This is a genomic window from Bianquea renquensis (assembly GCF_014384895.1).
GTDB classification, from domain to species: Bacteria; Bacillota; Clostridia; order Lachnospirales; family Bianqueaceae; genus Bianquea; species Bianquea renquensis.
The window spans coordinates 1-24,792 of record NZ_JACRSQ010000040.1; the positions used below are offsets into that span (position 1 = coordinate 1).

Here is a 24,792-nt window from a genome sequence, read left to right on the forward strand (position 1 = left end):
AAGAGGTGGAAGGAGAAGGAGGAGGCGTACCGTCGAGCGGGGATCGAGGAAGGGAGGAACCTGCTGGTGACGCGGGACGAGGAGGACGGAGGGGTGGACATGGTGAGAATCCACAACATGATCCTGCAATACCTCGTGCTGTAAAGGGAAAAGAGGGACGGAGCAAGACAACCCAAACCAAGGGGCTTCTCTACACAAAAAGAGGTGCGTCCCCTCTTCACACATCGGCCGGTTAGGCTTTTTTTTATTGGGGAGATTTGAATAAGATAAAATAGAACCTCCTAATCACGGAAAGAGTGTCTACATAGAATCTTCTTTTGCCGTTCGCCCCGGATGACTCATGGCGTTACATCCCCTGCTGTCCCATAAGGGAATGAAGAGTATGTCTTATTTTACCGGTAGGCAAATAACGACTCCAAACGTTGACTTTTTAGCTCTTGTATAGTATACTATAAAAAATATGAATTGGCACTTCCTTGCCGCCGGGTAAGGAGTTAAGCGTCAGACTTTCTATCGTTAGGCCTTTGAAGATAGAAAGTTCTGACGCTATTTTTGTGCGATTTTAGGAGGAAGATATGGAACAAAAATCCAGCATGCGGGATTTTGCCCGCTATACAATTCTAAGCGTATTAGGAACATTAGGTGTATCCTGTTACATTTTAGCTGATACCTTTTTCGTCTCAAAAGGCGTGGGTACTGACGGACTTGCAGCCTTAAACCTTGCCATTCCTGTCTATAACTTCATTCACGGAACAGGACTTATGCTTGGCATGGGCGGTGCGACAAAATTATCAGTCTGCAAAAGTCAAGGCAAACAGGAAGAAGTGAATCGATTTTTTACGAATACCGTATACCTTGCCATATTGTTTTCAGGGGCATTTTTTCTGCTTGGTCTATTCTTTTCAGATCAGTTGGCAATACTTTTAGGGGCGGATGCAAATGTATTGGAAATGACAGATACTTATTTGAAATGGCTGCTGCTTTTTGCACCTGCTTTTATTTTAAATGATGTGCTTCTCTGTTTTGTCAGGAATGATGAAAGTCCACAGCTTTCGATGATTGCTATGTTAATCGGCAGTTTTTCCAATATTGTGCTTGATTATATCTTTATTTTTCCAATGCAGATGGGCATCTTCGGAGCTATTTTTGCCACTGGATTATCGCCAATTATCAGTATCGTTATGATGCTCCCACATTGGACTAGAAAGAAAAACACTTTTCATTTTGTAAAGACGAAGATGGAAGCCAATATTGTAAAGCAGGATTTAACGCTAGGATTTCCCTCTTTGATTGCTCAGCTTTCCTCTGGAATTGTGATGATTGTTTTTAATGCAATCATACTGAAATTAGAGGGGAATACAGGAGTTGCCGCTTACGGTGTAGTGGCCAATATATCGCTTGTGATTGTTGCGGTGTTTACGGGTATTGCACAAGGGGTTCAGCCGCTGATTAGTACCTTTTACGGTGGCGGAAATGATAAGCAGGCAAGAACAGTACTGCGGTATGCTATGACAACGATGCTGACCATATCCTGTGCAGTGTATCTACTGATTTTTGTTTTTGCACGGCCGATTACCACTGTTTTCAATAGCGAAAACAATACAGAATTGCAGCGTATTGCTGTACAAGGACTGAAACTGTACTTTCTATCCGTTGTATTTGTCGGATACAATAGTATCCTGGCAACATTTTTTACTTCGATTGAAAAAGCATTGCCGGCTCATATTCTGTCGGTTTTACGAGGGCTTATCCTGATTATTCCGATAGCATTTTTCCTGTCGGCATTGTGGGAAATGACAGGTGTGTGGCTTACCTATCCGATAACTGAATTTCTTGTTGCACTGCTGGGATTTATCATGTATCAGCATTAAACTTGTATTCTTTTGAAAATGCTAAGCAGTAGATGAATAGAAATGCCTTTTCGGTTGGGCATTACATCAAAAGCCTAGCGATCGAATGGTCGAAAATTCGATAGTAGTGTTGAATTTTCGACAAAAAGATTGAAAAATCAGGTTAAAAGTGATATAGTTAGTTAAAAAAGATGAGGGAGGATTGCACTATGAATGTAACATATAAAAAGCTTTGGAAGTTATTGATAGATAAACAGATTACAGCTGCAGATATCAGAAGAGCAACAGAATTGTCATCATGTACCATGAGCAAACTTAGGCATGACGAACCCGTAAGCATTACCGTGCTCTTGAAAGTCGCTGCAGTTCTAGATTGCGATATAAGTGACATGTGTGAATTCGAAAAATCCAGTGTCGATAGATAAATTTATTATCTCGACCAAGAAATAGCTTTTTCATAATGGCGAGCAGCTGAGGAGTATGGATCTGGGCAAATAATGAAAGCCAAGAGATTGCAGGGGGGTTTATATGCCAGTGGATGCGGAGCTTATTAGCTCGGAGAACTTCAACATAAAATTCAAAAACTACCTTAGAGATTTCTACATCTATCAGTTTAAAGAAAGAGGAAGCGATTTCAAGATAAGGGGAACTAATGATAAGTCGGATTTGAACAAAGACATTATCGATGGAACTTTTTATCCTGATGCAAAGCGTCTTCGTTATGTTTTGGAACAGGATGCCGGCGTTCAGTGGAGCAAGGGGGATTTTGTAGATTTAAAAAAAGGGAAAATCAACACGAATAGAGAAAACAAGCGTGTTGAATGTGTGACTGTCGATGCTAGAAGAATATCGAACAATCCATTCTTTTCTTTGTATCAGCACTGTAGTGAGAGCGCATTATATGCTGGAACACATTTTTCTTTTACCTATGCCTTACTTATGTATTTTCAACTTGGAAAAAAAGTTCATAGAGCAGACTATTCTCCTTTGAAAGCTGACAAGGCAGTCGAATTAAACGATTACTTAAAAGAAATAGCGACGCTCGTTGAATCCGAGGTCCGCCGGCATAATCCAAAGCCATGGGACGAACTCTCTGAAGACGACAAAGAGAAGTTTGCACTAGAGGCCATAGAACGTTTTTCCAAAGATCATGACGGATTAGAGGAAGTATACGACCACATGATCCTTAATAAAAAAAGAATAGTTTTCTCCAACGGTGAATTTGTTTTAGAAGATGACACCGATAATTTTATAGAAAAAAACACTCTGTTTTATGTAATGCAGCATTATAATGTCGAAGTCGATGACAAGCAATTTGGAAACAAAATGCGAGAGTTGACACGACTTGGCGTTGTAAACGCCAAAAAAATTGGACAGCGCATTTATTATTCGGTATCAGATGTTTTTATAGATGACATGCTAGGGGATGACAAGGATCTTCAGGTTCGCTTCTCCGATATGATTTCATTTTTTTCACAAGTCAGTTTACTTGGGGAAATCGGGAGTTATATATCGGATCGGTTACCTGGATACAAAAGTGACAGCATTTATTACAAGCATAACTATCTCAAGCGTGCATTGAATGATTACAACAATATCGATTTGCTGTATGCTATAAAGAATGGTTTATGGATTGCAATAGAGTACCGGAATGCGGCTATTCGCGATCTCAACTATCAATGTTTCATTTGTTATCCGATCGAAATACGTGAAAGTGTCACAGATGGAAGGCAATATCTTTTGTATTATCACCCCGGTTATCGTAGCGTGTCGGCTCTTAGAATAGAATTTATAGATAGTATCACTATGGGTCACATGACTCCGGGTGTACACTTTGAAGAAGACATGGAGCGAGCAAAAAAATTAATTTCGTATACCTGGGGGACTGCATTTCGTGATTTCCAAAACGGAAATGTCAAGGCGTTATTTGAGCCCAACAGGGTTCGTATTATTGTTTGTTGCAGCGAAAAAGAAGCATTCATAAAATCACGTATACAACGCGAAATTCGAAATTGTGCAGATTTTGATGAGATGGAGTTGGATGGATATGGGCACTGCCTCGAATTAGTCGCTGAGGTGGCCAATCCTTGGGAAATGCTTCAATGGCTTAGAAGTTACACGACAAGAATTGTGACAGTTGAGATTAACGGAGAAGAGTATGATGGCTTTGTGGAAGATGTTGCAAAGACGTATGAGTCCTACTTTGATCCATTTTCTGCTAAGGCAGAAACCGACACTTTGTGGAATTCAGAAAAAAGTGTTTTGCTCGAATCTATTGATGACAGCTTTACGCCGACAGATGACATGCACAGTCTACTTTTTAACGAGATATTTGGAATCTCATTTAATAAGCTGGGCGAGTTGCTTTTGTCGATTGCAAGAAAAGGAACCATTGCAAGAGAGCACATAAAAGAAATGAAGAACGCCTATGCAGATTTTTTCTCCTCTGAACAATTTTCAGATATTGTCCAATGGGAGACTGCAGACAGACGTTTAGAGCAAGCAGATGGGTTTGTTCGGGCTTTTGTAAACTTCTCGGGGAATTATGTGAATTCCATCTTCTCAATTGCGGATGGAGGTATCATCAAAAAGGCAAAGGACCTTCTCCCTCTTACTTCCCTCGAAATTCAGTGGCTACAAAATATACTGACCCATCCATTGGCAAAGTGCTTTTTGTCAGACGGTGAAATTAAGCAATTCATTGAATGGCTACCTGAGATGGATTGGTTTGATATACACTCAGTCGTCCTGCACGATCAATTTTTGGATGTTGAAACTTTTTATCAGCAACAGAACTTTGGATCCTCGGTTAAAAATATTATGAGGGCAATCAGGGAAAAGCGAGAGGTGAATATCAAGTATAAATCGCAGTATGGAAGAGTTTCTGTTTATGCGTGCGCTCCCGCATATATCGAGTATTCAAAGCGTGATAACCGAATCAGGGTTCATGCTGTAGGTAAGTCTAAGGCGGTAAAAACATTTAATTTAGAGCGAATACTCGATGTGTGCGTTACTGACAATTACTTTGATGCAGAGGAAAACAAAAAAGAAATAGACAATTACATTCGAGGAAACGAACGAGAGCTTGTTGTCTTCTTTAACGAGACGAAGAATGTGCCGGATAGAATACTAACGGAGTTTTCCTGTTTCAAGAAAAAATGTGTCAAGTGGGGCAATGACAGATACAGAATGACATTGTATTACGACAAAGAAGATAAGCGGGAGATCATAGTGCGTTTGCTGAGCTATGGGGCATCAGTCTATGTTTTTGATGATACGGGAGATGTTCGCCACGAGCTAATTGAACGACTAGAACATCAACTGGAGTTGTCAAAGCGTATAGACGGTATTCTGCCCAGAGAACAGTAAAAGCTCTAGGGGGGATCCGAAGAGGAAGCGGATCATTACCTCAACTTTAGTTTCTTCACGATCCATTTCAAGGTCTACGAAATAAATTATAATAAAGACATCATCCATCTCAACGATGAAGAAATTCAGAGTTTAATTTTGTAGATTGACTGGCTTTGCATTGCTGTCGGGAAATCGGGAAAAAAGATGCGTATTTGATTCAGGAGGAAGACCATGGAAAAGTATAATAGGCAATATGCCGAGGCATTGAGACAACAAAAGAACTATGATGAATTGTTTACATACGTTTCTAAATTTAAAAACAGTAACTCTCCCGAGGCCTTAACTATGCTTTCCGACTGCTACTATTTTGGACTTGGAACTAAAAAAGATCATGTTCTGTGTTTTGAATGTGATAGCTTAGCCGCTGAAACAGGTAACGCGGATTCAATTGCCGCTTTGGGCTATGATTTTGAGTGGGGCGTAGGCGTCGATGTTAATTTTGATAAGGCCGTAGAGCTATATGAGAAATCTTCATCGATGGGATCGACAAAGGGATCCACTTACCTTGGTGCTTGTTATGAGTATGGAACAGGTGTAGAAAAAGATGTGAAGAAGGCCTTTGATCTATACCAACATGCGGCAGAACTGGGGTATGCAAAAGCACAGCGGTTACTCGGAACTTGTTTTGAAAACGGAATTGGTGTAGAGGTTGACAAAGCTAAGGCTGTCGAATGGTATTTAAAATCTGCCATGCAGGATAATGAAATTGCGCAAAGATATCTTGCAATCTGCTATGAAAATGGTGAAGGAGTCGAAGTTGATCAAGAAAAAGCGGTTGAATGGTACTTTAAGTCAGCGAATCTGGACGACAAGATATCACAGCGAGAAATTGGTACTCGGTTTTACCATGGAAATGGTGTAGAAAAGAATTTAGATAAAGCTGCAGAATGGTTAAAAAAAGCGGCCGATCAAGATGATGCTATCGCCATGGTCTATCTCTCGACCATTTATATGTGCGATGAGGAATCGAAGGCAAAGCAGATAGAAGCATTCAAGTATCTACAGTCAGTTGTAACGTTAAGGGATGAGAAAGATTATTTTTATTATCTTGCCTGTGAATGTCTTGCTGATTTTTATATGTCAGGACTAGGGGATATTGAAATCGATCTGAGGAAGGCCTTTGATTTCTATCAAATTGCCGCCGAAGGAAATATCGAGTCTGCCATATTAAATTTAGCAGCCTGTTATGAGAAAGGAAATGGGGTCGCCCCAGATTCCCGCAAAGCCATTGAATTATATGAAAAGGGTGTCGATTCAATCGGCGATTTATTAAATAGGGCAGAATGCTACACAACTCTGGGCGATCTGTGCTCAGAGTTTGATGAAGATGTCATGCAAAGAAAATCAGACGAGTATTTTACAAAGGCCCGCCATCTCTATGAGGAGCTTACCAGTCAAGGCGATTCGGAAGCTGAACTCCAACTTGGACGAATGTATTACAAAGGAAAAGGAGTTCAAAAAGATGGAGGTAAAGCGTTTTCTATTTTTGAGAAGGCTGTAAGAAACACGAATGATGGGATAAGTAAATACTACCTAGCGCGATGCTATCTTCGGGGCGTTGGCGTCGACGTGAACTTAAAAAAAGCCTTTGCTCTATTCAAAAGCGCAGCTCTGGATGACGGACATATTCTCTCCCACCTATTCTTAATATACTGCTACCAACATGGTCTTGGAACGAGAGCGGATTATAAAGTTGCCAATAAACTAATGCTAGAAATAGAAACCATAAGTGAACGAGAGAATGGCGAATACAGTGGATATATTAATCTGTACAAGGGTATTTCTTACTATCACGGCGTTGGCATAAAAAAGGACATTCAAAAAGCCGCTTCATACTTTAGGCAGTCAAAAGGGTTGGGGAGCATCTTGTACGCTCCTATTTGCGAGGGCGATTTCTCAAAAGCAGATCTACTCGGACTGATTTATTCCAGAGCAAGCCTAACGGAAGGGTTTTTAATTTATACTGATGAGGAACGAGCTAGACAATTTCTTATGCTAGCGTACAGAAATGATTGCATTAGCGAAACCGGTGCAATCACCCTCAACGCATTGTTAAGGAAAACCAGAGCCAATAAAAGGGATAGGCGGTATGCTTTTGATGTTGTTTCAAGTGAGATGCAATCTGAGAAAAATAATGCACAACGGCAAAGAATTCTCGGACAACACTTTTACTACGGCTATGGGATAAAGCAAGATTACGCAAAGGCCCTCTCCTATTTTGAAAAGGCCTGTTCAACGGGAGACGATCTCGCGCGCGTTTATGTTGCAATTTGCTACGCAAACGGGCGTGGAGTGGAAGTGAATTTAGAAACAGCGAGAAACACACTTGAATGTGCGCCCGGATTGCGAGGAAATATATCAAATGCTCTCCTTGGAATGCTAATCTATGCTGGATCATGGGGATTTGAAAAAAACAGGGATAAAGGTCTAAATATCCTGCAGGATACCAGAAAGATTCCTCGATATAATTATTATTTCGAACTCTTATCCTCATTACGAGGAGAGGCATATACTTCGCTATTACTGGACAACTTTTTTTCAAGCCTGCATTTTAGTTTTGATCCAAGCAAGAGATCCAAATATCGTTTCGGGCAGTTATACAGAGCAATAGGGCTTCTCCTTCTCAGAAATCCGAATTCAACGAATCTATCAAAAAAAGAGATACTCCAAATGCTATTAGATCAGAGGAAGGAGCAAATTGAAAATCAAGATGCGATACTAGGAATACTTAGTCACATTAGTTCTAATACTGATTTAATTTCAGAGATACGAGATGACCAAATAGCTGTTATCGAGAATCTCAGGACAATACTGGAATATGTGACGGAGCAAAAAAACTCGATGCCGGATGAAAGAACACTCAGATTTCTAGATGAAGAGCAGATTGAACTTGTAAGGGAGAAGTTTATTCATGAAACCGCGCAGAGAATAATAAATACCTTGCAGGAGGATATTCCCTCGATAGACCATGAAGAGGGATTGCTGAAGGAAATGTTTGGCACCTATTGGGACAAACTCGATACATATACCCGCAAAGCGTTGATTTCCGCAAAAGTATTCTTTGCCAATTGTAACAGGGCCACTTATGCTGTTTTAGACTATTCCGGAATCATTGTCTCAGCAACATCTGCTCTAGAAAACGAGCTAAAGCGAAGATTTTTTACTGGCTACCAGAAGTACTTGTTTAGCACATGCGGAACACCATCAGACGGGATGTGGCCAGAATCGATGTTGTTTTACAATAGACAAGGAAAGGCCGTCAAAAACAATAACTTCACTTTGGGGTCTATGCCATACATTTTTGAATGCAGCGGAGATGATGCGAAAAAATTAAATATGTATCTTGAAACCATCTTAGATGATGTCTATAAACAAAAGGGGATTCAAGCATTTAAATGTAAGGGCTCAGACGGCATGAGCTTTATTGACAAATGTGAAAACGTACGATGTACCTATCGAAATGCAGCAGCTCATACTGAGCCTGTATCTCGGGAAGAAGCGGAAGCGTGTTGCAATGATATTATCGGTCCTCTTGAGGCATCGAAAAAGTTGGGACAAGTTCAGGGATTGCTGCTCCAACTTGTTCATATGACAAGCAACTATTCCAAATAACCGAAGGTTCTTCCAAAGTTCGCGGAACGCGAACTTTTTTATTTTGGATTTCCTTGTTTCCAGATACTATTGCGGTATCATTGTCATACACCTGACGACCCCGGAGATAAGTGAATTTCCTCAACTTTCACTTCTTGTGATCGTGGAGCAATCGCAAACACACACAGGTATAATAGTCTTGTAAATCAGATAAACCCACGCGGCATTAACACCTCGCAGCCGTGAGGGCAGTAAGGTTGGATATGAGAATCAAAACACCAAAAAGAAAGGGAGTATAGCAAATGAAAGTGACAATCGAAACCGTAACCGGCGTAACCATGAACAGAGAGATCGACACGAGCGAGAGCCCCATGGGTATCATCCGCAAGTTCTATGAGGACGATGCCACGGCTGCCAGCCAGATCTTTTCTAACCAGAGGGCCATCGATCAGCTGATGGAGGGCAACATGGATGAAGCAAAGAGTGCGTTTGAACTGATCAACGTCGAGGGCGAAAGTATCCGGGCCAACTGGAGAGAACCGCTCTGCAATCAGCCCGCCATTAAGGAGGAGCTCTCCAAGATCGAGGCTGAGGGTCAGATCCCGACATTCGTGGTGAGTGTCAGCAGCATCGTTGCCGGGTATTGACTGGGTCCCACTATCAGCTGACTCGGCACTTTGGGCGCCGTTGATCTCCTGGCCGCAAACCGTTACTGTTCAACAGAAATATTGAAAAGACAGGAGTTTTCTTATAAAAAATAAGCTTGATCGCTTATTTTTTACACGGCTATTTGTGCCGGAGCGTCACAAATAGCTCTGGTGGCAGAATTCGCCGCCGTCGCTAACGCTCCAGAATGGAGATTACTATGAGAGACTATTCTATGGATTTGGCAAAGGTTGCAGCAGCCATCGTTGTTGATGTGATGGGAAGTGATCTGACAGCAACCACCCATTACAGTTCTGACGGCAACAATATCATTATGGAATTCAACGGATATCCGTTATACGGGCAAAGACAAAAAGGTAAGGTTTTCGTCCAGTTTCCCCGCTCAACTTTTTACGTGAGAAAAGGCAATGTGTATTTTACACCGTTGCAGCAGTCCCAGTGCAGATATTATCAGGATCAGATGGGCAATCAGTTTGTGCATCCCCATATATACAATGACGGACATCCCTGTTGGGATGGCAGCTCCCGTGAGAGACCAACCGATTTCATTGCAAATATCATCGAGACACTCTCCCTGCTTAATGTTACTAAGGACTCGGTAACGGTGGGCCTCTGCGCATCGGGGATCATGGGTGTCAAGCTGGAGGCGCTCGAAAATGCTCAACGTCAGCAGAAGCGTGTCCTTGAAAGCCTGAAATGTAAACCGATTATCAAAGAACGAAGAAAGCTTGAGAACTATGTGAGTAAGAGATGGTGTAACAAAATCACCATTCTTACACAAGCAGCGTGAGGAGGAAGTGTCATGAGAGAAGTCAATCCCAGTTCAACAATGCCAGCACATGTTTTTATGGATAAGGCCGTCGTTCAGAAAATCAATGAGCTGATCCATCGAGATCCTTACAAGGAATGCGGTGGTTTCTTTATCGGCAATGTCTCAAAAGATGAAGTGACAGGTCGCTATAATGTGCACATCCATGATCTGTATCATGAAGAACTCTCCGGCACGGCAAGCTCCTTTGAGTTTTCAACGGACTACACTATGAATGCTGTTAAGTATGTAAAACGAAATTGTAAAGGCTATCATATCGTTGGGAATATCCATTCACACGCCCAATTTCAGGCATTCTTTTCCGGTGTCGATAAAGAGATGATGGCACAGTCTAGAGATAACAGTTTCTATATGGTTGTCTCCCCGAAACACGGCACGTGGGTTGGGATCTTTAAGGATATAGATTTCGAGTTTCACGAATGTGAGCTTAAAATCGCAGTGAAACCCAATCCTAACGTTTTATTCAACAAAACGATCAAGCGCGTGGATAAGGAAGTTGCTTTGAACGGAAAGAGGTGTCACAGCAGCTCCTTTCGCACATCGAGATTCTACTCTGAAACACAGCAGAGGGAGTTTGACAAAAGGTTTCTTCACTCTATTACGGAACTTAAGGGGAAAAAGGTTCTGATTGTTGGTGCAGGGACTATCGGAAATCTTCTTGCTGAATATGCGATGAACAGCGGTATTAGCGATCTGTGCATCGTTGATATGGATACATATCAATATTGGAATCTACCTCGCTCCAGTATGGTCGGTGAAGACTCCCTTGGTAAACCGAAGGCTCTTGAACTTGCCAAAGCTGTTGCGGAAAAAAGTTCCTTTTCCATTGAGGTCACAGGAATCAATGCGGATATCTGTGATTTGGGATGGGGGTTTCTGAAGCAGTTCGACATTGTGTTATCTCCAGTGGACAGCGCGGCCATTCGTCAGTACATTGACCGCGGATGCAGGATCTATCACATTCCGCATATTACCTGTGGGACTGGGATTGTGGATGGAGACTTTACCGGTAACATACTTGCCTTTCCGTCAGACTCTCCTGTTGATCTCGAATACGTCTGGGGAAACGGATACCGAGAAAAGTTAAAGGAGCGCAGGAGCTGCAGCGACATCGCTGAGGAAACACAGGCGCAGGTGATGGGATTCTCATCACAGATTGCCGGCATGACAATGGATGTGGCACTTAAATACTTGCTCGGCAAATTCAAAGAAAAAACTGTTGCAATGAAATACATTCTCAATGCAGTCGGAAATGGAATCATTCGGGATAAGGCAGCTCTTCGCCCTTTCAAATATGGAAAGCTTCCGGTCGGAACAAAAAGTGAACTTTTCTCCATGCTTGACTCAGACCGTGAAATCCCCTCGGTAACATTTGACAGAAGAAAACCGAAGCATGAACTTTGGGAGATGCTCAATGAGATGTTCCAGGAGCAGATCCCGAGCTACAGGTTAAATCTTGAATGGAGTCTTAACATCCCAGTCGCCTATAGGAGTATTGGCGCATGCGCAGTGTTGGAGGTTGCAGTGAACTCCGGCGTGGATCCCACGCTAATGGATCTGCCCCCACGCCACATTTATCTTGTTGAAGGAGAGGAAAATGACTACCTTCTGGAGATCATTTTTACAGAGGAAACATAAGGAGTGTATGCCGGAATCCCCAATAGATTACGCAAGTCCGGCAAGAAATGGAGTCGATATGAATCGAAAAGTAGCAATGCCCAAGACTTTACCTGAACTGCAGGAATGCACCGGATGCCATGGATACACCCAAAACGGATATGAGCTCCGCGATAACAATGTTTCGAGATTTGTATGCGAGGATTGTTATCGAAACCTTTCGTCTGAATATTCACTGTGCGGTGTTATGATTGAAATCAGGCGTGAGGTATTGTCGAAGATCGCTCCGAATGATAGAAAACCAACTTTCCAGGCGGGCTATCTCTTAGGAAAGAAGGAAACCGTTGACAATGTTCAAAAGGTCGTTGTTGTAGAACATTTCAACAGCTTGCAGTCAGGCAAAGGAACCGTAGTCTTCTTTTCCCCCGCTGATGTTATGAGGGTCCGAAAGATTGCCAAGGAGAAAAACTGTGTGGTTGTGGGACTCTTTAGGACAAACCCAAGCGGTTCACCTGACTTTAACGCCCTGGATAACAAAACTCTGTCTGATATGGTGAGTGTCATGCCTTATGTAATTATTGGCGGGACTAGTGAGATTCAGATTTCCGCACGAGATAAGAACTATCCTGCCTATGAATATGGAGTGACAGTAGTATGAGCCATTACATAGCGAAAAAAGTTACACTTGATACCAAAACGGAGTGTAGCAACCGAAGCTGCGGATGTTTCACTGAAAAGGGATACTTTATTAAGTATGAAAATCGCAATGTTGAGGGAGTGTTGTTCGTTTGCGAGGAGTGTTTTGACAAAAACTATAAAGATTCCTGCTCCATTCAAGAATCTCAAACATACGAAAGCCCTCGTGTTCACGTTCCCTCCTATCAGCCGGATCACCCGCAGCTGAGGAAAGGAATACGAGCATTGAACAAGACAATTCGGTTTTTTAGAAGAGCACATGTACCGGTCATGATCGCCCTGTCCATTGTTATACTTGCTCTTTCTGGCACTTATCATCTTCGTACAGACGTGAATGTGCCACAAACAAAAAAAGTCGAAATCACAGGTAATATATGTGAAAGACTCGACGATGTCATGACACGCGTTGAATATGTAGTACGCAATATACGGAGGGAGAACGATGGTAAAGACAATCATGGAAAACGGATTCTCAGCACTGTCTGCATATACATTTATTTTTTCAATGATTACGCTTGGGCTATTTGTCGTGGCAGTAATTGTGAATGCTTGTACAAAAAAGAGCAAATTTAAAACGGAAGAAATTCGGAAGGTATTTTGTACTAATTTGGCCTTTATGACATTGTTCGCTTTACTGGATTACTTTCTTATTCCCTAAAAAAGAGGTCTGCAATGAACTTAAAAACAGTGGATGATATTGCTCTGTATATGGGCAACCAAATAAAGAACCATCATCACAAGGAAATTTCTTTTTCTAGTCCCGTGCATCAGCTCGATATTCAATCCGTGTACCAAAGGATCATCAATGCGAACCCGGAGTTGCTTCTATGCGTTGAAACAATCAAAGGGAGTGGACAATGCCTGGGACTTTGGAACCATTTCAACATGGAGATAGAATACAGTGATGTCTTTCCTTCGTTTGTTACATGTGTTGATAGTAAGAGACAAGTCTTAGACAGCCTTTTGAGAGCCGTTACGCTGCACAGTAAAAGGGATTTCCTGGTATGCAAAGACTCGAATCTCGATATGGCGTTGGATACGGTGAAAAACGTAACTTCTATGCCTGACTATCTAAACCATTACCTTAAAGGAGTGAGTTCCATTGTAAAGAAACGGTCTGAAACTGGGTATTGCGGCCTTGAGGTTACACTGTTCTACAGTTGTGATTATAAGACGTTGAAAACACGGGAACGGCAGGTCAATGAGCGTATTGATGAAATAATCAAATTATCGTCACAGGCTGGAAGTGAAGACTGGAAACAGGCAATATCTGTAGTTGACTACTGCGTTAGGCACTGGTCATATAGCCGGGGGGCCGGAGACGGCCTTGAATTTACTGCATATGGGGCGCTTGTTCAAAATAAAGCCGTATGTATGGGCTTCTCGCTTGCACTATGTGCCATCTTCAAAAGGCTGTGCATCCCGTGTCGTTACATCTGTGGGAGAAAGAACGGCGAAGGTCATGCGTGGAATCTGATATACCTGAAAGGCGGATGGTTCTATATCGATCTGACCGATGCCATCGGGGCTCGGGATCCACTGTATCATTGGGGAGTCACATCATTTTCTGATGGACGAACAATTGAAACCCAATGCGATGAAGAGCTTGTCTGTAATTGTCCAAAGGAGTTTATCAGACATAATATCTGAGTGTTCTGGAGGGAAGCGTACTTCCGCAAGGCAGCTGGATAAGGTAGCCGGCGGGGAATAAAAGTTTCCCTTGTTTCGGCTCATAAGGGCAAAAACAAGGGAAACTACATAAGATTTGAACATTAGACAGGCGAGAAACCTCAAAATGATCTTTATAGATTGAATAGATAAAGTGTGACACTTCTTGTGTTGTCACTTATTTTTTTCTGGAAATATCTTGCCCAATAGCTTTATAATCAAAAAGAAGAGTGCAAGAGCAACAAAGGTTCCGACTAATCCATATGCCATTAATAGAAGGCCGAGCTGAATTTCATTCATGTGTATCCCCTCCTTATAGCATGTTTAATAACATGGGCACCAAAGTAAGCACCATGCTGCCTGCTACGATGGAACCGAGTTGACCCGCCACATTCGCGCTGACAGCTTGCATTAGAATGAAGTTTTCGGGATCCTCTTCCTTCGCCATTTTTTGGACAATGCGGGCGGACATGGGGAAGGCGGAAATGCCGGCGGCTCCCACCATGGGGTTGATCTTTTTCTTGCTGAATAAATTTATTATTTTGACGAAGAAGACTCCACCGGCGGTGTCGAAGACAAAAGCCAGCAATCCCATAGCCATGATGAGGAGTACAGCGGGAGTTAAGATTTGTTCATAGTACATGGTAGAGCCGATGGTGATACCTAAGAGAAGGGTGACCAGATTGGCCAACTCATTCTGGGCGGATTGGGACAGGCGTTGCAGCACACCGCATTCCCGCAGCAGATTTCCGAACATCAGGGTGCCGACAAGAGGTACGCTAGTCGGCGCGATGATGCCGGCGGCGACCGTGATAGCAATGGGAAAGATGATGAGAACTTTCTTTGAGACCCGCTCTTCTTTCAATTCCATACGGATCATCCGCTCTTTTTTCGTTGTGGTCAATTTAATGATCGGAGGCTGGATAATCGGAACAAGGGACATGTACGAGTAGGCCGCCACAGAGATGGCGCCCAAGAATTGCGGAGCAAAGCGAGCAGCAACATAGATGGAGGTGGGACCATCTGCAGCGCCAATGATTCCGATGGACGCAGCAGCCTTCAAGTCAAAGCCAAGGGATGGGAACACCTTACCGAGAAGGAGAGCCAACAAAATCGTGAGGAAAATGCCAAACTGCGCGGCGGCACCGCAGAAGATCAATTTCGGATTCTTAAGAAGCGGAGAAAAATCGATCATCGCGCCGACGGCGATAAAGATCAGGCAAGGAAATAATTCTGTGAGAATACCAGAATTATACAGTATCTGCATGAGACCGGGCTCGACCTTAAAAGCCTGACCGTTCTCGACGATGTAATGCAGATTTTCCGTAAAATACGCCGTCAATTCAGGATTTGTTGCCAATAAATCGGTTACCGTCTGATCGAGAAGGGGATCCGCCTGCCATATGCTGCGCAGGGGGAGATTGACGATGATACAGCCAAATCCAATGGGTAAAAGTAAGGTTGGTTCGTATTCCTTCTTTATGGCTAAGTAGATCAAGATGCCGCCGATGGCGTACATAATTAAGAACTGTGGCTTGAACTCCGTAAAGCCATTAAAGAGCTGAGCTAATTGCCCCATTTCATGTCCTCCTTGTGTATGGGCTTAAAATTTTGAGAAGGGACCGGCATAAAAAGTTCGCTTCGCGAACGTTGGAAGAACCTTCGGTTCTTCGGAATTGTGTCCGCCTCCCGGCGAACCCTCTTCCTATAGCATAAAAATAGACTTATAGCGCAGGCTATAAGTCTTGCTTCTACATCGGGAACAGGCCGGGATACCATCCGTCTTGACGACCAGCTCCAACAGCATATGCTGCCAGCTACTCCCTTATATGGTTCCATTATACTGGAGATTTTATGAATTTGCAACACTTTTTTTCAATAGAAAATTCCGCCGTAAGGCGGACCTAGATACAGAGAACCGAAAGCTTTTTATCATCGCACGCGGCATACCTTTCAGCAACATATGCAAATTTTAAATAGGACGCAGCAATTTGTCCACTTGACGATCCAAAAGGATGTATGGTACAATTCGAGAAAATTTAGGGAGGAACAATCGCCTCAACAGGCAAAAGGAGGATATATGAATCGAGATATTGCAATATTGCGGGAATTAGCCCGGCAGGTTCGTGAGATTGCGGAAAAACCAATCCAAGAAGAAAGACGAATTGCCTGGAGTAAACATAACAGCTTCCAGGGCGATCAGCCATTGATTTATATACGTGCCTATGCCTTTGACGAGATTTTTGACGAATCCAAACTTCAGTGTCAGGACCCGTTTTTCCGGCAGTATGAGAAAAAGATGTATGACACCATCTATCGGGATCAATTTGGCGATGACTACATTATAGAGCCTTGGATCACCGTGGGCAGCATCTATAAACCGTCGGCCGAGTACCGGTGGGGATTGCCGGTTACACTCGGAGAGAAACCAGCCACCGGGGGTGCGGCAGCCTACGCGCCAAGCCTGAAGGAGGAAGAGGATTTTGAAAAGCTGACAGTGCCCACACATTGTATTGACGAAGAAAAGACGAGAGAACGGTACGAAAAGCTGGGCGATGCCATCAACGATATTCTAACAGTGAATCTCGACAGAGGGCCCATGCTTTTCATGTGGACGGGGGATATTGCTACAGACTTAGCGAAACTGCGGGGACTTGAGCAGATTATGTGGGACGCCTATGACCGGCCTGAGTTTTTGCATAAGCTGGCCTCATTTATGTCGAAGGCAATCTTAAAGGTTCACCATGAGGCAGTGGAGCAGGGCGATCTAGGGCTTGCCAATACTGAGAATCAGTGCATTCCCTATGCGTTGGAAGTCAAGAGGCCGCAAGCCAATGCATATGGCGCGAATCCAAAAGACATCTGGGGATATATGGCGGCGCAGGAGTTCACCACGTTCAGTGCGGAAATGTTTGATGAGTTCATGCTGCAATATCAGATTCCCATATTGGAGGAATACGGATTAGCGGCGTACGGTTGCTGTGAGGACTTGACCGGAAAAATCCCATATTTAAAGAAAATAAAGAACCTGCGCCGGATTGCAGTCAGCCCCTTTGCCAATGTCAAACGATGCGCAGAGCAGATCGGGCCGGACTATATCGTCTCGTATCGACCCAATCCATCCAGCATGGTTGCCACGGGCATCGATGAAGAGTATATCCGAAAAGAAATGAAAACTCAGTTTGACGTATTGAAACAGAATCACTGCAAGTTTGATATTACCCTGAAAGATGTCGAGACAGTGAACCGGGACCCGGGCGCCATTAAGCGCTGGGTGTCCATTGTGAGAAGCGAAATTGAAGCATTCTCCTTCTAACGCTTCCACAGCCCTCGCTGCGTCAGAATATCCATAACGGCCTGATGAATTGCCTCCGGCGATTTCATTCGGCCGTTTTCATGACACTCCAAAAGCTCCATAGAGTCATACATCGCGGCAAATTCGCGGTAGAGCGACCGCGCATCGGTTAAGATCGACGAGGATTTTTCATATACATCCGCGCTGTCCCCCGTATAGTCGCGATACCCTTTGGCCGCCACATTTTGAGCGGAAAGAGCCGGTGAAACGTCAAAGATGAGGTAAAGATCCGGCACAGGAAGCTGAAATTCGATCTCCTCCATATCGAACACCCACTTAGCAAATTCTAGCGGGGTGCTGTCTTTACAGCGGCTGCCCTGATAGGCGGCGTTGGCCAGTGTGTACCGATTCAGAATTATGTAGTCGTAATCGTCCGGACAGATATTCCGCATTGTGCGCATACGATCCGCAGCATACCACAAAGCCATGGATCGAGCGTCCACTTCATCCGCGCGGACGCTGTGCCGGCCGGACAGCATGGCGCCAATCTGCTCTCCGAAAAATCCATCGTACTGCGGAAAGGACACTTCCCGGCAGCGGTATCCAGCGCCCGAGATTTCGTCAAGCAACTGGGCGATCTGCACTGTTTTTCCGGAACCGTCGATGCCCTCTATGGCAATATAGGTTGGTTTTGTTTTCAAAGTTAAGTCTCTCCTTTTTCTGGCGTGCCCTCATTATACTATACGAGAGACGCCTTGGCAAGCGCTGTCCTGTATTTTATATTTCCGACTATAAGAATGGAGATTCTCCACTTGTGAATTTTTAATGCATATGCTATACTGAAAAAAACAATACTATCCTAGAGTCAAAGAATGAGTTGAGAAGGGAAGTGTTGTTGTGAAGAGTAGCAAGGACATTACGAAGTCACAGCTCCGCCAGTTCGCGCAGGAATATCACAAAAACCCTCTGTGGAGAGCGATGACGAACGTATTGGCCAAGACCTCTGCAGCGGACATCGCGTATGTCAATAGCCGGGGAGCTGCGATACAGCCAGTTTTTTCTGTGGATATTCCCACCATGAAGGCGGTAGATCAGCAATCGAGCGGTCGATGCTGGATCTTTGCGGGATTGAATCTATTGCGAGAGCGGATCGGCAAAAAATTTCATATACAGGAATTTGAATTTTCACAGAGTTACGTAGCCTTCTGGGACCGATTGGAAAAGATCAATTATTTTCTGGAGGCCATGATGACATTGGCGGACAGACCGGTGGATGACCGGGAAGTACAGTGGCTTCTCCAGCAAGGGATCCAGGACGGCGGACAGTGGGACATGTTTGTCAATATTGTCCGCAAATATGGCTTGGTCCCCAAATATGCCATGCCGGAGACGTGGCAGAGTAGCAATACGAAGCCAATGAACCGGCTTACCAATACGAAGCTCCGGCAATACGCGGCGATTCTGCGAAGGATGGCGGCGGAGGGAAAGGATCAGGATGCGCTGCAGAGGGAGAAGAATCGTATGTTGTCAGAAATGTACGGCTTTCTGTGCTGCTGTTACGGAGAACCGCCTGAGAGATTTGATTTTGAATACGCGGATCAAAATAAGGAGTACAAGAAAAAGCGGGATCTCTCACCCGATGTATTCTACCAGGAATATGTGGGCGATATTCTGGAGGAGTATGTGAGCATTATCCACACGCCAACGGGGGATAAGCCCTTTGGACATTCCTATACGGTTTCTTGGCTGGGCAATACCCTAGATGGGAACATCGTCCGGTATCTCAATGTGGAGATGCGGCGATTTAAAGAGATGGTAGTAAAACAGCTGACGGATGGGGAAACGGTATGGTTCGGCTGTGACTGTGTGCAGGATGATGAGCAGGCCGTTGGAGTGTGGGATGACCGGCTTCATGATTACAAAACGGCTTTCGGCATGGATTTTTCTCTGACGAAGGAGGAACGGCTGGATCTGAGGGAAAGCGCGGTGGCCCACGCCATGGTGCTGACCGGCGTTAATCTCGCCGACGGGAAGCCGGATAAATGGAAAGTCGAGAACAGCTGGGGCGAGAATAGCGGGCATAAAGGGTATTATGTCATGACCGATAGCTGGTTTGATGAATATGTATACCAGGCGGTGGTGCAGAGGGAGTATCTGAGCGCCCAAGAGATTGCCGCCTATGAGGAAGAGCCAAAGATTTTATCCCCCTGGGATCCCATGGGGACATTGGCGTGACAGCAATGCGATAGCATTTGCAGATAGGGGATGGTACAGATGAAAGACGGATTTATCAAAGTTGCGGCGGCGACGCCCTCCATACGGGTGGCCGACTGTAAGTATAACGGAGAGCAGATGGCGTCCATGATGCGGGAAGCATCAGCGAAAGGGACAGCCTTGCTTGTATTCCCGGAATTATCCATAACCGGCTATACATGCGGGGACCTTTTTCTACAGGAGCCATTGCTGCGGGGGGCGGAACAGGCAATTCTCCATCTGTGTGAAGCGAGCAGGGAATTGGATATGGCGATTATAGCAGGCGCCCCAGTTCAAGCCTTTGGCAAGCTTTTTAACTGCGCGGTGGTGATTCTCCGGGGACAGATTCTGGGCATCGCGCCAAAGTCCAATCTGCCAAACTATGCAGAATTCTATGAGCGGAGGCATTTTGAGCCTGGCCATGAGGACAATACCCGCATATTCTATGCCGGGCAGGAAGTGCCCTTTGGCACAAAACTTTTATTTGCCTGTTCGCAGCTTCCCGAGTTTATTTTTGCCGTTGAGGTGTGCGAGGATTTGTGGATTCCCGATCCGGTGAGCACCCATCATGCACTGGCTGGCGCCACTGTCATCGCCAACTGTTCTGCCAGCGATGAGACCATCGGCAAAGACGGGTACCGGCGGCAGTTGATTCAAGCGCAATCGGCAAGACTGATCTGCGGTTATATCTATTGCGATGCTGGGGACGGCGAGTCGACGACGGATATGGTATTTGCCGGCCACAACCTGATTGGGGAGAACGGTGTGCTGCTAGCCCAAAGTAAGGCATTCCAGAATGGAATCCTGTACAGCGAACTGGATGTGAAACGGCTGGCGTCTGAGCGCAGGCGGATGACCACGTATCCTTATGCCAAAAGCGAGGGGTATACGACGGTTCCTTTCTCCCTACAGCTGCGGCAGACCGAAATAACGAGGACCATCGAGAAAAGGCCATTTGTACCGGAAAACAAGCAGGATAGAAGCATACGCTGCGAGAGCATCGTGACGATGCAGGCGGCGGGACTGCGCAAACGGATCGAGCATACCAACTGTCGATCCCTTGTTGTCGGCATCTCTGGCGGTTTGGATTCCTGCCTAGCGTTACTAGTGGCAGTCCGGGCCATGGATTGGTTAAAACGCGATCGAAAGGACATAATAGCCGTTACGATGCCATGCTTTGGCACCACCCAGAGGACAAAAGGGAATGCAGAGCAATTATCGGAAAAGCTTGGCGTCACCCTTCGATGTATCGACATTGCGGCGTCTGTTCAATTGCATTTTCAGGATATTGGCCAAGATCCTGATAAACAGGACGTGGTGTATGAGAATTCTCAGGCTCGGGAACGCACCCAGATCTTGATGGATATCGCCAATCAGCATGGAGGGCTCGTTGTGGGAACAGGAGATCTGTCAGAGCTAGCTTTAGGCTGGGCAACCTACAACGGGGACCATATGTCCATGTACGGAGTGAATGCATCGATCCCCAAAACCTTGATCCGCCATATTGTCCAATTTGAGGCAGATACTGCGCAGGATGCCTCTCTCAGACGGGTTCTGGAGGACATTCTGGACACGCCTGTCAGCCCGGAGCTGCTGCCGGCGAAGGATGGAGAGATTGCGCAGAAGACCGAGCACATCGTGGGTCCCTATGAATTGCATGACTTTTTCCTGTACTACATGATGCGGTGGGGATTTGCGCCGTCCAAGATTTTTCGTATCGCCGAATATGCCTTTGGAGGGGAGTATTCCAGCAAAACCATTGCGAATTGGATGGCGGTGTTCTACCGCCGTTTCTTTGCGCAACAGTTTAAGCGGTCCTGCCTTCCAGATGGGCCGAAGGTGGGGTCTGTTACCCTGTCCCCGCGAGGAGATTGGAGAATGCCGAGCGACGCCAGCGCCCGCCTGTGGCTGGAGGAGGCCCAGGAGATCTTAGCAAATTGTTGAAAAGGTCGGGAATCCGGCAGCCCGGATTCCCGATATTATGCAGATAGACAAATTTCGACAGGATTTATTTTTCTTTATGTGTAAGCTGCCAATCTTTTTTCTCAAAAATTATAAAAAAAGGGTTGACAGAATAGGAATTTTGTGGTAAGCTATATATGTATTTGAGATGTAGTAAAGATTTCACATGTTTTTAGAAATTGTATATTCTTCTCGATATATGATTTGTAAAAACGTGTGAATTTTTTTTGCATCACAATCATCATCATTTTTTAGGAGGATTTTATCATGACAGGAACAGTAAAATGGTTTAACGCGGAAAAGGGATACGGATTTATCTCTGTTGAGGATGGCGATGACGTGTTCGCTCACTTCTCTGCGATTCAGTCGGACGGCTTCAAGACTCTGGAAGAGGGACAGAAAGTCAACTTCGACATCGTACAGGGCGCTCGTGGCCCCCAGGCCGCCAATATCGTGAAGATGTAATTTGGACTTTGCACGCGCGAAGAGAGAAAGCAGGGAGAAAGGCATACAGCTTTTCTCCCTGCTTTTATGATGGCATACGACTGGTAAAGGTTTGACATTTATGGTGTTGCTGTTATATAATAGTCTATATTCATGTAAAGTTTATAATGTATAAAGGAGATTTACGATGCAGGCTGTAATGAATTTGATTGAACGCATTTTACCGGGGCATTCTGGGCAGTTTGAGGTAGAAGAGATACATGCGGATGGTGGAAGAGACACCTATGAGCTTGACGGAAAAGACGGCAAGATTGTGTTACGAGGGAATAATCAGGGGTCTATGGCAGCCGCTTTCGGATGGTATCTCAAATATACGCTCAAGCAGAACATCTCATGGTGCGGAAAGAGGGTAACGGTATTTGAAGGGAAGCTTCCAATGCCAGAATTTTACCGCCGAGTGATTGAGCAAGAATACCGCGTGTATATGAACTACTGCACACATTCGTACAGCGCAGCTTGGTGGGATTGGGACAGGTGGGAATATGAAATCGATATGATGGCGCTCAGCGGAATCAATATGCCCCTTGCAATCACCGGGACAGAGTCGGTATGGTATCACACACTGCTGGATCTCGGCTTTTCAGATGCGGAGGCCAGAGACTTTCTTGCGGGCCCAGGGTTTCTTGCGTGGCAGTGGATGACCAACCTTGAACATCACGGCGGTCCGCTTCCCAAAAGTTGGATAGACGAGCACGAGGCGCTGGGAAAGAAAATCATTGCCCGTGAACTTGAATTCGGAATGCATCCGATTCAGCAGGGCTACTCCGGATTTGTTCCAAATCGGATGAAGGAGAAATACCCAGAGGGTAAGTTTCTTGTGAAAAAAACATGGAATAATATTGGCCATACCACGGAGATCGACCCCCTGGATCCACTTTTTAAGAAAATCGGAATGACATTTATGAAAAATCAGCAGGAGATATTTGGCACCTATGGCTTTTACGCGTGCGATCCCTTCCATGAAGGCACACCTCCCGTTGACGGAAGCGAGTATCTCGGTCTGGTGGGAAAGACCATATCGGAGCTGTATTCTGCGTATGATGAGAAGTATACATGGGTGATGCAGGCATGGTCCATCCGCAAAGATATTGTCACCTCGGTGCCGAAGGAGCATCTGCTTATCCTTGATCTCGACGCAAGTTTCCCCATAGGACACGACGGATATTGGGGATACCGGTACGTTGCCGGCGTGCTTCACAATTTCGGTGCGAGGATGAGCAGCCTGCACGGGGATATGCCGCTTATGGCTGAAAATCGCTTCAATAAGGCAAAGGAGTCGGCTCCCATGGTTTGCGGGACGGGCCTTTTTATGGAGGGAATCGGTCAAAATCCAGTCTTCTATGATCTTGCGCTTGAAATGATGACAAGAAGCGATTCAGTGGAGCTTGACCAGTGGATCAAAGACTACATAGAACGCCGCTACGGCCGTGTGGATGAGAACGCGTATACAGCATGGAAGATTCTGCTTGATTCTGTATATGTCAGGGGCACAGATTTTGTTGAGAGAGGGACGGTCTTATGCACAAGGCCTTGTCTCAAATTGAGAGGGACCGGTCCGTGTGACAGTTTCCACATTCATTATGACAATAGACTTCTTCTGGACGCCATCCACAGCCTTCGAAAAGTCCACTGCGATACGGAGGGCTACCGATACGATGTAATGGACCTTTGCCGCCAGCTTCTTTCAAACTACGCGCAGAAGTTGTATGGGGAAGTTTCGGAGTCCTTCTATAAAAAAGACATTGACCAATTTGACAGAAAGACAAAAGAGTTTATCGAGCTCCTATATGAGGTGGACCGTATGCTAGCCCTCAGACCAGAATGGACGCTGCAGAAGTGGATCGCCGACGCCCGTTCTTTCGGAAAGAACCAGGAGGAAAAGGACCTGTACGAGTACAACGCTCGTATGCAGGTCACCATTTGGGGCAACGAGGAAAACAGTCTTTTATTTGACTACGCGTGGAAAGAATGGTCGGGTCTTATCGGAAGCTATCACGCCGTGCGCTGGCAGAAATTTTTTGACATGTTGAAAGAGAAGCTCGCAACAGGGGAGGAGTACGATGAGGAGTCTCTTCCTGTATTTGAGAATCGCATTATCTGGCATGCAAGCGATTTTTACACGAGGCTTGCGGAATTGGAGGCGGAGTGGACCCATGACACAGCGCCGATCCCGCTCCCCGATGTGGATCCCTCGTACGCGATGCAACTTGTTGAAAAATATTCGGATGGTATCTAAACCCACGGCCAAAAAAAGTCTGGACATTGCGAAATCCAGACTTTTTTTATTTGGCCGATCCTATAGGAATAGAAAAAAGAGCCTGGATGTCACAGTGATATGATACCCCTTAAGTAGACAAGGTAAATAACCAAAATCTACTTGGGGGTATTTTATGTATCGGAAATATACATCAGAAGAAAAATTAAATATTGTAGAAGGATATCTGAATGGG

General features: G+C 44.9%; 18 protein-coding genes. 15 read left to right on the forward strand and 3 right to left on the reverse strand.

Annotation, left to right across the window (positions count from 1 at the left end; genetic code table 11):
* The first annotated feature begins 575 nt into the window (after positions 1 to 575).
* From H8730_RS15780 to H8730_RS15825, 10 genes are all read left to right on the forward strand, one after another.
* Complete coding sequence (locus H8730_RS15780) at positions 576 to 1,871, forward strand: MATE family efflux transporter (RefSeq protein ID WP_249290157.1); 1,296 nt, start codon at positions 576 to 578, stop codon at positions 1,869 to 1,871.
* A 188-nt stretch (positions 1,872 to 2,059) separates the two neighbouring features.
* Entirely contained in the window at positions 2,060 to 2,275 is a 216-nt protein-coding gene (locus tag H8730_RS15785; protein ID WP_249290158.1) for a helix-turn-helix domain-containing protein, read from the forward strand.
* Positions 2,276 to 2,378: 103 nt separating this feature from the next.
* Positions 2,379 to 5,219, forward strand: coding sequence for a WYL domain-containing protein (locus H8730_RS15790; protein WP_249290159.1), 2,841 nt, complete (start codon positions 2,379 to 2,381; stop codon positions 5,217 to 5,219).
* Between the two features lie 213 nt (positions 5,220 to 5,432).
* A complete protein-coding gene (locus H8730_RS15795; RefSeq protein ID WP_249290160.1) occupies positions 5,433 to 8,873 on the forward strand; it encodes a tetratricopeptide repeat protein in 3,441 nt (1,146 codons plus the stop codon).
* Positions 8,874 to 9,154: 281 nt separating this feature from the next.
* Positions 9,155 to 9,499 carry a hypothetical protein gene (locus tag H8730_RS15800; RefSeq protein ID WP_249290161.1) on the forward strand — a complete coding sequence of 115 codons (345 nt, stop codon included), beginning with the start codon at positions 9,155 to 9,157 and terminating at the stop codon, positions 9,497 to 9,499.
* A gap of 218 nt (positions 9,500 to 9,717) precedes the next feature.
* Positions 9,718 to 10,308 carry a hypothetical protein gene (locus H8730_RS15805; protein WP_249290162.1) on the forward strand — a complete coding sequence of 197 codons (591 nt, stop codon included), beginning with the start codon at positions 9,718 to 9,720 and terminating at the stop codon, positions 10,306 to 10,308.
* Between the two features lie 12 nt (positions 10,309 to 10,320).
* Positions 10,321 to 11,985, forward strand: coding sequence for a ThiF family adenylyltransferase (locus tag H8730_RS15810; RefSeq protein ID WP_249290163.1), 1,665 nt, complete (start codon positions 10,321 to 10,323; stop codon positions 11,983 to 11,985).
* Entirely contained in the window at positions 11,945 to 12,622 is a 678-nt protein-coding gene (locus H8730_RS15815; RefSeq protein ID WP_249290164.1) for a hypothetical protein, read from the forward strand. Before H8730_RS15810 ends, H8730_RS15815 begins: the two co-directional genes overlap by 41 nt.
* Positions 12,619 to 13,233 (forward strand): hypothetical protein, encoded by a 615-nt coding sequence (locus tag H8730_RS15820; RefSeq protein ID WP_249290165.1) that lies wholly within the window; start codon positions 12,619 to 12,621, stop codon positions 13,231 to 13,233. The genes H8730_RS15815 and H8730_RS15820 overlap by 4 nt, the downstream gene beginning before the upstream one ends.
* Before the next feature lie 99 nt (positions 13,234 to 13,332).
* Positions 13,333 to 14,310, forward strand: coding sequence for a transglutaminase-like domain-containing protein (locus H8730_RS15825; RefSeq protein ID WP_177713685.1), 978 nt, complete (start codon positions 13,333 to 13,335; stop codon positions 14,308 to 14,310).
* A 192-nt stretch (positions 14,311 to 14,502) separates the two neighbouring features.
* On the opposite strand, the gene H8730_RS15830 is transcribed toward H8730_RS15825, so the two are convergent.
* Entirely contained in the window at positions 14,503 to 14,628 is a 126-nt protein-coding gene (locus H8730_RS15830) for an OadG-related small transporter subunit (RefSeq protein ID WP_249290166.1), read from the reverse strand.
* Positions 14,629 to 14,641: 13 nt separating this feature from the next.
* Positions 14,642 to 15,907 carry a sodium ion-translocating decarboxylase subunit beta gene (locus tag H8730_RS15835; protein ID WP_177713684.1) on the reverse strand — a complete coding sequence of 422 codons (1,266 nt, stop codon included), beginning with the start codon at positions 15,905 to 15,907 and terminating at the stop codon, positions 14,642 to 14,644.
* A 501-nt stretch (positions 15,908 to 16,408) separates the two neighbouring features.
* Between H8730_RS15835 and H8730_RS15840 the strand changes: the two genes are divergently transcribed.
* The gene (locus H8730_RS15840) at positions 16,409 to 17,644 is read left to right on the forward strand and encodes a hypothetical protein (protein ID WP_249290167.1); all 1,236 of its coding nucleotides are present in this window, start codon (positions 16,409 to 16,411) and stop codon (positions 17,642 to 17,644) included.
* On the opposite strand, the gene H8730_RS15845 is transcribed toward H8730_RS15840, so the two are convergent.
* Positions 17,641 to 18,324, reverse strand: a complete 684-nt coding sequence (locus H8730_RS15845) for a dTMP kinase (RefSeq protein WP_177713682.1) — start codon at positions 18,322 to 18,324, stop codon at positions 17,641 to 17,643. The two genes, H8730_RS15840 and H8730_RS15845, sit on opposite strands and share 4 nt — an antisense overlap.
* Before the next feature lie 196 nt (positions 18,325 to 18,520).
* On the opposite strand from H8730_RS15845, the gene H8730_RS15850 reads away from it, so the two are divergent.
* The 4 genes from H8730_RS15850 to H8730_RS15865 all read left to right on the forward strand — a co-directional run bounded on the left by H8730_RS15850 (position 18,521) and on the right by H8730_RS15865 (position 24,578).
* The gene (locus tag H8730_RS15850; protein WP_249290168.1) at positions 18,521 to 19,858 is read left to right on the forward strand and encodes a C1 family peptidase; all 1,338 of its coding nucleotides are present in this window, start codon (positions 18,521 to 18,523) and stop codon (positions 19,856 to 19,858) included.
* Positions 19,859 to 19,897: 39 nt separating this feature from the next.
* Positions 19,898 to 21,820 (forward strand): NAD(+) synthase, encoded by a 1,923-nt coding sequence (locus tag H8730_RS15855; protein WP_249290169.1) that lies wholly within the window; start codon positions 19,898 to 19,900, stop codon positions 21,818 to 21,820.
* Positions 21,821 to 22,105: 285 nt separating this feature from the next.
* Positions 22,106 to 22,303 (forward strand): cold shock domain-containing protein, encoded by a 198-nt coding sequence (locus tag H8730_RS15860; protein WP_177719344.1) that lies wholly within the window; start codon positions 22,106 to 22,108, stop codon positions 22,301 to 22,303.
* Positions 22,304 to 22,469: 166 nt separating this feature from the next.
* Positions 22,470 to 24,578 carry an alpha-N-acetylglucosaminidase gene (locus H8730_RS15865; RefSeq protein ID WP_249290170.1) on the forward strand — a complete coding sequence of 703 codons (2,109 nt, stop codon included), beginning with the start codon at positions 22,470 to 22,472 and terminating at the stop codon, positions 24,576 to 24,578.
* Positions 24,579 to 24,792 lie beyond the last annotated feature (214 nt).